Source organism: Brucella sp. H1_1004 (assembly GCF_047308065.1).
Lineage (GTDB): Bacteria > Pseudomonadota > Alphaproteobacteria > Rhizobiales > Rhizobiaceae > Brucella > Brucella pseudogrignonensis_B.
This window is the reverse complement of the sequence record NZ_JAYKZA010000002.1, coordinates 1666420-1679128: the sequence shown is the minus strand read 5'-3', so window position 1 is coordinate 1679128 and position 12709 is coordinate 1666420. Positions and strand designations below refer to the sequence as shown.

The following is a 12709-nucleotide window of genomic DNA, read 5'->3' as shown; positions in this document are numbered from 1 at the left end:
AATGCCAACCTCTATTCTCCGGTATCTCTGATGGATATCTGCACTTTCTGGTATGGGCCACGGCTGCGCGATGTTGATCGCATCTGTCTGGCATCAATGGTGATGACAGGCCAGCGTGTGAAGCTTTTTTCATATGCGCCAATCGAGAATGTCCCTGAGGGCGTCGAAATTCACGATGCCAGTACTATCCTGCCTGAGCAGGTATTTAAGCGGTTGGATCCCCATTATCCAAATTTGCGCAGCCGAACGACAATCGTTCAGTTCAGTGATATTTTCCGTATCATGCTGATGAAGCATAAGCAGGGCGTATGGCTTGATACGGATGTTTATTTGCTAAAGCAATTTCATCCCGATCCCACGAAGCCATACTTGGCACGAGAGAATCATTTTCGTGTCGGGGTGTCGGCTCTTTATCTGCCGTATGACCACCCGATCATTCGCGAATTTGAGGATTATGTCGCTTCTAGAGATCCGCTGCCGCGCTGGCTGGGAGTGCGTCGCGGCAAACTGCGGCCATTATACTATCGTCTTACGGGTAAAGAAGTTACGCCTGCTGCTATCGGGATTACAATTTTCGGAAATGACGGCATATCGCGGCTTGCACGCAAGTATGGCATCTTTAAGAATGCGGCCCCGCAGGAGAATTTCTACTACTGGGTAGGGAAAGAGGCGACGCGGATTTATGATCCGATCTATGGCTTAGAGCCGACCAAACACCCTGATTTTATTGGTTTTCATATCCATAAGAAACATAAAGAAGTTGTTTCTATGCAGCCTGGAAGTTTCTATATGTGGGCGATTGATCGGGTTAGACCAATGCTTGGTGAACCACTTTCGAATGACATCAAATAAGGTTTGTGTATTTATACCTGCAAAGATTTGCATGTCGGGTTTTGAATTTGTTGGTTGCGGAAAGATTCCCATCCTGTTAACCGAAGATTAAGAGCGAAGCAGTTGTCTTTCCACAGCAATTGCTTTTAGCGACTGGTTTTGCGCAACCCGGGAGCTTGATTTATGTGTTTGCGCGTGTTCGTCTGGCATAAGCGAACAAACTGCTGATCGATTAAAGGAATAAAAACAATGGCTGAACGATCGCAAAATCTTCAAGACCTTTTTCTCAATTCTGTACGCAAGCAGAAAATTTCACTGACCATTTTCCTTATCAATGGTGTGAAACTCACAGGTATTGTTACGTCATTTGACAATTTCTGTGTTTTGCTGCGTCGCGATGGTCATTCGCAGCTTGTTTACAAGCATGCAATTTCGACCATCATGCCGAGCCAGCCGGTACAGATGTTTGAGGGTGAGGAAGTCTGACGCTTCTCAGTTTATAACTGACCAGTTTTATGCTGGAGCGTGGTGATCTGTTGAATTGTCACTCTGCTCCAGCTTTTTCGATTTTGATCCCGCATGGCGGGTTTATGGATCATGATTTGATTGGCCGGGGCGTCTTCTATTTGAAACCGCTTATGCGATGACCTATCTGCTAAAGCAGTTGGGGCCGTATCCCGGAGTAAGTTTATTTGTCGAAATTCAAAGACGTGAATGTTTCGCCTGCCGATGAAAAGAAGGGGTTTGGCCTGTCTGAGCCAGAACCCACCAGAGCAGCGGTGATCGTTCCCATTCTGCCGGAACGTTATAATAACAGTACAGCAAGTGAAGAAGGCGAACGGACGCAGTTTCAGCGTTCCAATGAAGCACGGCTGGAAGAGGCAATTGGTCTTGCCCGCGCAATCAATCTTGACATTGCCCATGCTGAAAATGTGACTGTCAGCCAACCGCGACCCGCGACACTGTTGGGTACGGGTAAGATTGAGTCAATCGCTGAAATTTTGGAAGAAAAGTCAATCGGTCTCGTGATCGTCGATCACGCCTTGACGCCGGTGCAGCAACGTAACCTCGAAAAAGAATTGCACGTTAAGGTTATCGACCGTACTGGCCTTATTCTGGAAATCTTTGGCGAGAGAGCGCGTACCAAGGAAGGTGCGTTGCAGGTTGAACTCGCGCATCTCAACTACCAGAAGGGCCGTCTGGTCCGAAGCTGGACGCACTTGGAACGTCAGCGCGGCGGCGGCGGCTTCCTTGGTGGTCCGGGTGAAACACAGATTGAAGCCGATCGGCGTATGCTTCAGGAAAAAATCCTGAAGATTAAGCGCGAGCTGGAAACGGTTGTCCGTACTCGCACGTTGCATCGTCAAAAGCGCCGCAAAGTACCGCATCCTGTTATCGCATTGGTTGGCTACACCAATGCGGGCAAGTCGACGTTGTTTAACCGCATGACGGGCGCCGATGTGCTGGCTGAAGACATGCTGTTCGCAACGCTTGATCCGACATTGCGCCGTATTCGCCTGCCGCATGGTGAAACAGTTATTCTTTCAGACACTGTGGGCTTCATTTCGAACCTTCCGCATCATCTCGTTGCAGCATTCCGCGCGACGCTTGAAGAAGTTGTCGAAGCTGATCTGATTCTGCATGTGCGCGACATTTCCGATCCGGATAATGCGGCACAAGCTGAAGACGTCGAAAGTATTCTGACGGGTCTTGATGTCGATCCCCATGATCATAAACGCGTGATCCAGATTTGGAACAAGGTCGATAATTTGGACGAAGCTGGCCGTGAGGCTGCCCTGCGTCTGGCTGCGGCTGGCGGCGACGAGGGTAGACCTATCCCGCTTTCAGCATGGACAGGTGAAGGTGTTGAGAAGTTGCTGTCGCTGATCGAAAGCCGCATCGCTGGCGCGCTTGGCTCAGTAAATGTAGTTCTTCCGCCATCAGAGCTCCGTATTCTTGACTGGATTTACCAGCATGGCAGCGATGTGAAGCGTGAAGACCTTGAGGATGGATCGGTTCGCGTTCAGGCTCGACTGACAGAAACAGCACGCAAAATGCTTGACGAGAAACGCGGCATTAAGCCTGTCGAGCAGGATTCCGATTGGGATTGATCGGCATCTTGCGGAACAGGGCTGCAAAGCCCTATGTATGGAACATCCATACGATTCATATTCGTTATAAATATGCAGAGGCCCATAATGAGAGATCCAATTGAAACCGTCATGAACCTCGTGCCGATGGTTGTCGAGCAGACCAACCGTGGCGAGCGGGCCTATGATATTTTTTCACGTTTGCTGAAAGAACGTATCATCTTCGTCAACGGTCCTGTCGAAGACGGCATGTCGATGCTGATCTGCGCGCAGTTGCTCTTCCTCGAGTCTGAGAACCCGAAGAAAGAGATCAACATGTACATAAATTCGCCCGGCGGCGTTGTTACGTCCGGCATGGCGATTTATGACACGATGCAGTTCATCAAGCCGCCAGTCTCGACACTTTGTATGGGGCAGGCTGCTTCGATGGGTTCGCTGCTGTTAACGGCCGGTGCAACTGGCCAGCGTTATGCGCTGCCAAATGCCCGCATCATGGTTCACCAGCCTTCGGGTGGTTTCCAGGGACAGGCATCCGATATTGAACGTCATGCGCAGGACATCATCAAGATGAAGCGCCGCCTGAATGAGATTTACGTCAAGCATACAGGTCGCGATTACGAGACTATTGAACGTACGCTTGATCGTGATCACTTCATGACAGCGCAGGAAGCTCTTGAGTTCGGTTTGATCGATAAGGTCATCGAATCGCGTGAAGTGGCTGTTGAAGAAACTAAGTAATCCGGGGAGGTAGTTCGTCTGCCTCTTCATATTTTAGCATCTTTTGCCACAAAAGCGGCTTATTTCGTGGTCCTACGTAAAGGTTAACGCATCGCGTTAAGCATCTGTTGGGGTTCACGGCGTTAAAATAGTTCAGATTATGCCGAATCTCGCTGGGGAACATGATTTTTCAATTGTTCCCCGCTTTAGGTTCTGCAAAAGTCGCCACTTAAGGCTTATTCGGTCGGAAAGCCTTCGGTACGCGAGATCCAAAATGACTGGCAGTGCGTAAAAACTGCCGATGGAGCCGGGAAGAAGTGTTGTTTTGCTTCTTCAAAGGGTCCGAACCGGAAGAAACGATCGAGATGGACACAGACGGCTGCTGTTCATTTCGGTTTATTGAAAGGAAACTGCAATGAGCAAAGTCAGCAACAGCGGCGGCGATTCAAAGAATACGCTTTATTGCTCGTTCTGTGGCAAAAGCCAGCATGAAGTACGTAAGCTGATTGCAGGCCCGACCGTATTTATCTGCGACGAGTGCGTCGAACTTTGCATGGACATCATTCGCGAGGAAAACAAAACCTCGATGGTGAAGTCGCGCGAAGGTGTGCCTACGCCGCAGGAAATCAAAGACGTACTTGATGACTACGTCATCGGTCAGAAAGACGCCAAGCGCGTTCTCTCGGTTGCGGTACACAATCACTATAAGCGTCTTGCCCATCAGTCGAAGAGCAACGACATCGAACTTGCGAAGTCCAACATTCTGCTGGTTGGCCCAACGGGTTGCGGCAAGACCTATCTTGCCCAGACACTCGCGCGCATCATCGATGTTCCGTTCACCATGGCTGATGCTACGACACTCACTGAAGCTGGTTATGTCGGCGAAGACGTTGAAAACATCATTTTGAAGCTGCTCCAGTCGGCCGATTACAACGTTGAACGTGCGCAGCGCGGCATCGTTTACATCGACGAAGTGGATAAGATCAGCCGCAAGTCGGACAATCCTTCAATCACCCGTGACGTCTCGGGTGAAGGCGTTCAGCAAGCGCTCCTTAAGATCATGGAAGGCACTGTTGCGTCCGTGCCGCCGCAGGGTGGCCGTAAGCATCCGCAGCAGGAATTTCTGCAGGTCGACACAACGAACATTCTGTTTATTTGTGGCGGTGCCTTTGCCGGTCTCGACAAGATCATTTCGGCACGTGGTGAAAAGACATCAATTGGTTTCGGTGCAAACGTGAAGTCAGTTGATGAACGTCGTATCGGTGATGTTTTCAAGGAGCTGGAACCAGAAGATTTGCTGAAGTTCGGTCTTATTCCGGAATTTGTTGGTCGTCTGCCTGTGATCGCCACTCTGGAAGATCTGGACGTTGACGCACTTGTGCAGATTCTGACGGAGCCAAAGAATGCGCTCGTGAAGCAGTATCAGCGTTTGTTCGACATGGAAAATGTTGAACTGAGCTTCCATGACGACGCGCTGCGCGCGATTGCGAACAAGGCAGTTGAACGCAAAACGGGTGCGCGTGGTTTGCGCTCGATCATGGAAAAGATCCTGCTGGATACAATGTTCGAGCTGCCAACGCTTGAAGGTGTTCAGGAAGTGGCTATTTCCGGTGATGTTGTAGATGGTAGCGCCCGTCCTCTTTATATCTACGCCGATCGTCAGGACGAAAAAGGCAATGCATCAGCTTAATGGCTGTCGAAGAAAAAGAGATAAGGCCGCGAAAGCGGCCTTTTTCTTGTCTATCTTTAGGAACAGTCTGGATACATCGCGTAGTTGTTATTGTACAAATTTCTGTGACGGCGCAGGATAGATGACGATTCTATGAATGCTGCCATTAAAGCAGCTTGAATTTAGGAGTTCGACACTCCAATTATGGACCGAAGCACTGGTTGTGGACTGCCTCATCATGAAAGGGGCCACAGCCTTTGGCAGTCGGGTCGAACGACCTGAGAAAGGACTGACATGACGGATATTGAACAGAAGACAGAAGCGGGTGGCCAAGACGGGCTTTATGCCGTTTTGCCGTTGCGCGATATTGTAGTCTTCCCCCATATGATCGTTCCGCTGTTTGTTGGACGTGAAAAGTCGATCAAAGCACTTGAAGAAGTGATGGGTGTTGATAAGCAGATTCTGCTCGCAACGCAGAAGAATGCAGCAGACGACGATCCTGCACCTGATGCTATTTATGAAATCGGCACGATCGCAAATGTATTGCAGCTTCTCAAGCTGCCAGACGGCACCGTAAAGGTTCTCGTCGAAGGCACTGCACGCGCCAAGGTTTCCAAGTTTACTGATCGCGAAGATTATCATGAGGCATTTGCTACGGTTCTTCCTGAACCTGAAGAAGATGCTGTTGAAGTCGAAGCGCTTGCTCGCTCTGTGGTCTCTGACTTTGAAAACTACGTCAAGCTGAACAAGAAGATTTCGCCCGAAGTGGTTGGTGCAGCCACCCAGATTGAAGACTATTCCAAGCTTGCTGATACGGTTGCTTCGCATCTCGCGATCAAGATTCCTGAAAAGCAAGAAATGCTGTCAATTCTCTCGGTGCGTGAGCGTCTTGAGAAGGCACTTGCCTTTATGGAATCCGAGATTTCTGTTCTGCAGGTAGAAAAGCGCATCCGTGGCCGCGTCAAGCGCCAGATGGAAAAGACCCAGCGCGAATATTACCTCAATGAGCAGATGAAGGCGATCCAGAAGGAGCTTGGTGACGGCGAGGACGGTCGTGACGAAACGGCTGAACTCGAAGAACGCATCAACAAGACCAAGCTTTCTAAGGAAGCACGCGAAAAGGCACAAGCTGAGCTGAAAAAGCTGCGCAGCATGAGCCCAATGTCGGCAGAAGCGACGGTTGTTCGCAATTATCTCGACTGGCTGCTTTCCATTCCTTGGGGCAAGAAGTCTAAGGTCAAGCAGGATCTGAACTTTGCCGAGGAAGTGCTTGATGATGAGCATTTCGGTCTCGACAAAGTTAAAGAACGCATTGTCGAATATCTCGCAGTGCAGGCTCGCTCGACCAAGATCAAAGGCCCGATCCTCTGCCTCGTTGGACCTCCCGGCGTTGGTAAGACCTCTCTTGCCCGCTCGATCGCAAAGGCTACCGGCCGTGAATATGTCCGTATGTCGCTTGGCGGCGTGCGTGACGAGGCTGAAATCCGTGGTCACCGCCGCACTTACATTGGTTCGATGCCCGGCAAGGTCATCCAGTCGATGAAGAAGGCAAAGAAGTCCAACCCGCTCTTCCTGCTCGATGAAATCGACAAAATGGGTCAGGACTTCCGTGGCGATCCGTCGTCGGCAATGCTTGAGGTGTTGGATCCGGAACAGAACTCGACCTTCATGGATCATTACCTTGAGGTTGAATATGATTTGTCGAATGTCATGTTCGTCACGACTGCCAATACGTTGAACATTCCGGGTCCTCTTCTGGACCGTATGGAAGTCATCCGTATTGCCGGTTACACCGAAGACGAAAAGCTCGAGATTGCCAAACGGCATTTGCTGCCAAAGGCGATCAAGGATCATGCTCTGCAGCCTAAAGAGTTTTCGGTCACAGACGATGCGCTGCGCAACGTTATCCGTCTTTACACGCGTGAAGCCGGTGTGCGTAGCCTTGAACGTGAAATGATGACGTTGGCACGTAAGGCCGTGACCGAGATTTTGAAGGCGAAGAAGAAGTCGGTGAAGATCACCGATAAAAACCTCTCCGATTATCTCGGTGTTGAGCGTTATCGTTTTGGTCAGATCGACGGTGAAGATCAGGTCGGTGTTGTCACTGGTCTTGCGTGGACTGAAGTGGGCGGCGAACTGTTGACCATCGAAGGTGTCATGATGCCCGGCAAGGGCCGCATGACTGTTACGGGTAACCTCCGTGATGTGATGAAGGAATCGATTTCTGCGGCGGCATCCTATGTTCGTTCGCGTGCGGTTGATTTCGGCATTGAGCCTCCGCTGTTCGATAAGCGCGACATCCACGTGCACGTACCGGAAGGTGCGACGCCAAAGGATGGTCCGTCGGCTGGTATCGCCATGGTTACGGCAATCGTCTCTGTTATGACCGGTATTCCGGTTCGTAAGGACATTGCAATGACAGGCGAGGTGACGCTGCGTGGTCGTGTTCTGCCTATTGGTGGCCTCAAGGAAAAGCTGCTTGCTGCATTGCGTGGCGGCATCACGAAAGTTCTGATCCCAGAAGAAAACGCCAAGGATCTGGCGGATATTCCGGACAATGTGAAGAACAATCTTGAGATCGTTCCGGTGTCTCGCGTTGGTGAAGTCTTGAGACATTCACTGGTTCGTGAGCCACAACCGATAGAATGGACAGAGCCTGAAACACCTGTCGCGTCGACTAAGGTCGATGACGATGCGGGCGTCTCGACGGCTCATTGATCATCGTTGGGTGCTAATAAGCTGACAATGCCGGGCTAAAAGCCCGGCATTTCTGTGTTTAACCCCGGTTTTCCGGGCTTTTTTCGTGTTGACAGGCTTGGTTTGTCAATCAATTTGAATAAACTGCACGCAATCCGTTCGCGTCAATCGCGCCGGTAGATAAAGAAAGGAAATGCCTATGAACAAGAACGAATTGGTCGCCGCAGTTGCGGAAAAGGGCGGTTTGACAAAGGCCGACGCAGGAACTGCAGTTGACGCAGTCCTCGCAGCTGTCACCGGTGCACTTCAGGCTGGCGAAGAAGTACGTCTGCCAGGCTTTGGTGTTTTCTCCGTATCGCATCGCGCAGCTTCGACAGGCCGCAACCCGTCGACTGGCGCAGAAGTTGCAATTCCAGCCCGCAACGTGCCGAAGTTCTCGGCCGGTAAAGGCCTCAAGGATGCCGTAAACGGCTAAATGTCAGAGGCTGTGCGTCACGTTTGGCGCACGAGGTATGTTTTGACTTCTAGCTCGAGCATCGTGCTTTCTAAAATCGATTTTCGATTTGTGGGTTGGTGCTATAACTGTCGCGATAGTCGCGGACAGTGCTTCGAGAAGGCCCGGTCTAGCCGGGCTTTTTTATTTTTGGAGAGAGGTTTTGCTTTGCGCTTGTATAAATTAATGATCGCACTCGCAGCTATAGGTTGTACCGGTCTTTATTTTGCAATGCCATCAGCGCGAGCCGAAGCGTGTGAACAGCAAATTTTTCAAGATACGACATTCATTGTCTGCACGGTGAAGAACAAAGTCAAACTGCGGCTATTCTGGAAGAATACAGATGGTGAGTCGTATCGTAATTTCTCGAAAGTGGCAGATGCTATAGCTGGAGACGGCAAAACATTAACATTTGCCTTGAATGCTGGAATGTATCAGGTCGATTTTACGCCGATGGGGCTATATGTCGAGAATGGGCAGGAGCTTGTGCCTGCTGATACGAAAGCACCTCAGCGCGTCTCTGGTCCGATTCCCAATTTCTATAAAAAGCCAAATGGCATTTTTTATTTCGATGATGACAGCGCCAGTATTGTCTCGACTGACAAGTTCTTGAAGCTTAAGCTTCGACCGAGCTTTGCAACCCAATCTGGGCCAATGCTGGTTATTGATAACAAGCTCAATCCCATTCTTATCAAAGGATCAACAGACCGCACGCGCAGAAGCGGCGTCGGTGTTTGTTCTGATAAATCGATCCGATTTGCGATTAGCGAAGACGCTGTGAATTTCTATGACTTCGCGACGCTTTTTCGTAATGAGCTTAAATGCCCCAATGCACTGTTCCTCGATGGTGGCGGCGGAGCGGGGATTTATAGTCCCAACATGGATCGAAATGACATTTCATGGCACGGTGGATACGGGCCAATTGTCGGGCTTGTAGAATAAAAAAGCCGGGCGTTGCCCGGCTTTATAATTATTCAGCAGCTTCTGCTTTGCGTCTTGGACGGCGTTCAAGCAGTTCCCGGAGGAATTGGCCTGTATAAGAACGTTTTTCCTTGGCGATATCTTCAGGACGACCAACAGCAACGATTTCGCCGCCGCCATCGCCGCCTTCTGGACCGAGATCGATTACCCAATCAGCAGTCTTGATGACTTCGAGATTGTGCTCGATCACCACAACCGTATTTCCCTGCTCAACCAGTTCGTGCAGCACTTCTAGAAGCTTGGCGACGTCATGGAAATGCAGGCCTGTCGTTGGCTCATCAAGAATATAGAGCGTGCGGCCTGTAGCTTTACGCGACAGTTCCTTAGCGAGCTTCACGCGTTGCGCTTCGCCGCCTGAGAGCGTTGTGGCTTGCTGGCCGACCTTTACATAGCCCAGACCGACTTTGACAAGCGTTTCGAGTTTGTCACGCACAGCAGGAACGGCTGTGAAGAATTCAGCACCTTCTTCAACAGTCATATCCAGCACGTCGGCAATCGATTTGCCTTTAAATTGTACTTCCAGCGTTTCGCGGTTGTAGCGCTTGCCATGGCAGACGTCGCAGGTCACATAAACATCTGGCAAGAAGTGCATTTCAATCTTGATGACGCCATCGCCCTGACAAGCCTCACAGCGACCACCTTTGACGTTAAACGAGAAACGTCCGGCTTGATATCCGCGCGCCTTGGCTTCCGGCAGACCTGCGAACCAGTCGCGGATCGGCGTGAAAGCGCCAGTGTAGGTTGCAGGGTTGGAACGCGGTGTGCGGCCAATTGGTGATTGGTCGATGTCGATGACCTTATCCAGAAATTCAAGGCCTTCAATACGGTCATGTTCCGCGGGATGTTCGCGGGAGCCCATGATGCGGCGCGACGCTGCCTTGAACAGTGTTTCGATCAGGAAGGTGGACTTGCCGCCGCCCGACACGCCAGTAACGGCTGTAAATGTACCAAGCGGAATATCCGCCGAGACATTTTTCAAATTGTTGCCGCGTGCGCCAACAACTTTGATGCGCTTTGCCTTTGAGATTTCGCGACGCTCAGCAGGTACTGCAACTTCAAGCGCTCCTGACAAATATTTGCCGGTGAGCGAGTTTGCGTTCGACATCACGTCATCAGGTGAGCCTTGTGCAATAATATGGCCGCCATGAATTCCCGCTGCAGGTCCAATGTCGACTACATAGTCCGCTGTCAGGATTGCATCTTCATCGTGCTCAACGACGATGACTGTATTACCGAGATCGCGAAGATGACGCAGCGTGTCCAGAAGGCGCGCATTATCGCGCTGATGCAAGCCGATAGATGGTTCGTCCAACACGTAAAGAACGCCCGTCAGACCCGAACCGATCTGCGAAGCGAGACGAATACGCTGGCTTTCGCCCCCTGAAAGCGTGCCGGAATTACGCGCGAGCGTCAGGTAGTCGAGACCAACATCATTGAGGAAGTCCAGACGTTCACGAATTTCCTTGAGAATGCGCGCTGCAATTTCGCGTTGCTTTTCGTTGAATGTGCCATCGATATCGCGGAACCATTGGTCAGCGTTGCGGATCGACATATTGGTGATTTCACCGATATGTTTCATGCCAACTTTGACGGCCAGTGCTTCAGGCTTCAAACGATAGCCGCGGCATGCCGGGCAGGGCGTTGACGACATGAAGCGCTCAATTTCCTCGCGCGACCAGGCTGAATCGGTTTCCCTCCAGCGGCGTTCGAGGTTGGGAATAACACCTTCAAATGCCTTAGTGGTCTGATAAGCGCGTAAGCCATCATCATAATTAAAGGCAATTTCCTTGCCCTTTGTGCCGTGAAGAATGGCCTGCTGGGACTCATTTGAAAGATCTGCCCACTTAGCGCTCACCTTAAAGCCATAGGCTTTTCCGAGCGCTTCAAGTGTCTGATTATAATAAGGAGAAGACGACCGAGCCCATGGCGCGACCGCACCGTCTTTGAGTGAGACAGATGCATCGGGAATGATGAGATTGGGATCGATTGCCTGTTGTGTGCCGAGGCCATCGCAGGTGGGGCAGGCACCGAAAGGGTTGTTGAACGAGAACAAACGCGGTTCGATTTCCGGAATTGTAAAACCCGAAACAGGACAGGCAAATTTTTCTGAGAACATGACGCGTTCATGCGTTTCATTCGCCGATTTATTCGCCGCCCCTCCAGAGGCTGTCTCTTCTGCTGGTAAAGGCTTGTCTGCAAATTCGGCAATTGCCAGACCTTCGGCCAGTTTGAGACAGGTTTCAAGACTGTCAGCCAAACGGGTTGCAAGATCACCACGCACCACAACACGGTCCACGACCACATCAATGTCGTGCTTATATTTTTTATCGAGGGTAGGGACATCAGCGATTTCGTAGAAGGTGCCATCGACCTTTACGCGCTGAAAACCCTTCTTCTGAAGTTCTGCCAGTTCCTTTTTATATTCGCCCTTACGACCACGAACGATCGGAGCCAGAATATAAAGACGGGTGCCTTCTTCAAATGAGAGAACGCGATCAACCATCTGGCTGACAGTCTGGCTTTCAATCGGTAAGCCCGTTGCAGGCGAATAAGGTACACCCACGCGTGCGAAAAGCAGGCGCATATAATCGTAGATTTCGGTTACAGTACCGACAGTCGAGCGCGGATTGCGGCTCGTGGTCTTCTGCTCAATGGAAATAGCAGGGGAAAGACCATCAATCTGATCCACATCCGGCTTTTGCATCATTTCCAGAAACTGGCGCGCATAGGCCGAAAGGCTTTCGACGTAGCGCCGCTGGCCTTCTGCATAAATTGTATCAAATGCCAGCGATGATTTACCGGAACCTGAAAGGCCGGTCATTACGATCAGCTTGTCGCGCGGCAGATCAAGGTCAACATTTTTTAGATTGTGTTCACGCGCGCCACGTATGGAAATGAATTTCTGATCGCTCATTCCGCGTCCTGCCTGTTTGGTCCTGTCATGGAGTGTTGGGCGTCGAGCTTAACGTCGCGCCGCTCCATAATATGTGTATGGACCCCTTCCAAGGAAAGGGGCGTTCGATCATTTACAGCTTAAATATCACCGGAACAAAGATCGAACAACTCGACCTCTGATATGCGATACGAAATGTGAACGCAAGAGCATTGACTGTTACTCCTGACAGGCGCAGACTGTGATTACTCGCTGGATGGAGAGACGTCGGGATGGTTGCTCGATATCGACAAGAGGTCCAGATAGGCGAGTCAATGCAACAGGAGGAAATGGAGCAT

General features: G+C 50.7%; 9 protein-coding genes. 8 read left to right on the top strand and 1 reads right to left on the bottom strand.

The annotated features are described in order from the left end of the window. Window positions 1–30: 30 nt before the first annotated feature. From U2P60_RS15490 to U2P60_RS15455, 8 genes are all read left to right on the top strand, one after another. On the top strand, window positions 31–852 hold the full coding sequence (locus tag U2P60_RS15490; protein ID WP_413573277.1) for a glycosyltransferase: 822 nt from the start codon (window positions 31–33) through the stop codon (window positions 850–852). Window positions 853–1080: 228 nt separating this feature from the next. Further along, window positions 1081–1317, top strand: a complete 237-nt coding sequence (hfq, locus tag U2P60_RS15485; RefSeq protein ID WP_007875113.1) for an RNA chaperone Hfq — start codon at window positions 1081–1083, stop codon at window positions 1315–1317. A 206-nt stretch (window positions 1318–1523) separates the two neighbouring features. Continuing rightward, complete coding sequence (gene hflX / locus U2P60_RS15480; protein WP_413573276.1) at window positions 1524–2942, top strand: GTPase HflX; 1419 nt, start codon at window positions 1524–1526, stop codon at window positions 2940–2942. An 87-nt stretch (window positions 2943–3029) separates the two neighbouring features. Next, complete coding sequence (gene clpP, locus U2P60_RS15475) at window positions 3030–3659, top strand: ATP-dependent Clp endopeptidase proteolytic subunit ClpP (protein WP_250039805.1); 630 nt, start codon at window positions 3030–3032, stop codon at window positions 3657–3659. A 394-nt stretch (window positions 3660–4053) separates the two neighbouring features. Continuing rightward, window positions 4054–5328, top strand: coding sequence for an ATP-dependent Clp protease ATP-binding subunit ClpX (gene clpX / locus U2P60_RS15470; RefSeq protein WP_313826546.1), 1275 nt, complete (start codon window positions 4054–4056; stop codon window positions 5326–5328). A 273-nt stretch (window positions 5329–5601) separates the two neighbouring features. Further along, window positions 5602–8025 carry an endopeptidase La gene (gene lon, locus U2P60_RS15465; protein WP_413573275.1) on the top strand — a complete coding sequence of 808 codons (2424 nt, stop codon included), beginning with the start codon at window positions 5602–5604 and terminating at the stop codon, window positions 8023–8025. A gap of 178 nt (window positions 8026–8203) precedes the next feature. Further along, the gene (locus U2P60_RS15460) at window positions 8204–8479 is read left to right on the top strand and encodes an HU family DNA-binding protein (protein ID WP_250039808.1); all 276 of its coding nucleotides are present in this window, start codon (window positions 8204–8206) and stop codon (window positions 8477–8479) included. 186 nt (window positions 8480–8665) lie between these two features. Beyond that, window positions 8666–9439, top strand: coding sequence for a phosphodiester glycosidase family protein (locus U2P60_RS15455; RefSeq protein ID WP_413573274.1), 774 nt, complete (start codon window positions 8666–8668; stop codon window positions 9437–9439). A gap of 28 nt (window positions 9440–9467) precedes the next feature. Here U2P60_RS15455 and uvrA read toward each other — a convergent pair whose 3' ends face one another. Then, window positions 9468–12392: an excinuclease ABC subunit UvrA gene (gene uvrA / locus U2P60_RS15450; RefSeq protein WP_413573273.1), complete on the bottom strand. Its 2925-nt coding sequence runs from the start codon at window positions 12390–12392 to the stop codon at window positions 9468–9470. Between the last annotated feature and the right edge of the window lie 317 nt (window positions 12393–12709).

Bases quoted from the DNA above. Each gene is read 5' to 3' on its own strand.
- U2P60_RS15490 (WP_413573277.1), top strand. From the start codon at position 31: ATGGATATCTGCACTTTCTGGTATGGGCCACGGCTGCGCGATGTTGAT.
- hfq (WP_007875113.1), top strand. From the start codon at position 1,081: ATGGCTGAACGATCGCAAAATCTTCAAGACCTTTTTCTCAATTCTGTA.
- clpP (WP_250039805.1), top strand. From the start codon at position 3,030: ATGAGAGATCCAATTGAAACCGTCATGAACCTCGTGCCGATGGTTGTC.
- clpX (WP_313826546.1), top strand. From the start codon at position 4,054: ATGAGCAAAGTCAGCAACAGCGGCGGCGATTCAAAGAATACGCTTTAT.
- lon (WP_413573275.1), top strand. From the start codon at position 5,602: ATGACGGATATTGAACAGAAGACAGAAGCGGGTGGCCAAGACGGGCTT.
- U2P60_RS15460 (WP_250039808.1), top strand. From the start codon at position 8,204: ATGAACAAGAACGAATTGGTCGCCGCAGTTGCGGAAAAGGGCGGTTTG.
- uvrA (WP_413573273.1), bottom strand. From the start codon at position 12,392: ATGAGCGATCAGAAATTCATTTCCATACGTGGCGCGCGTGAACACAAT.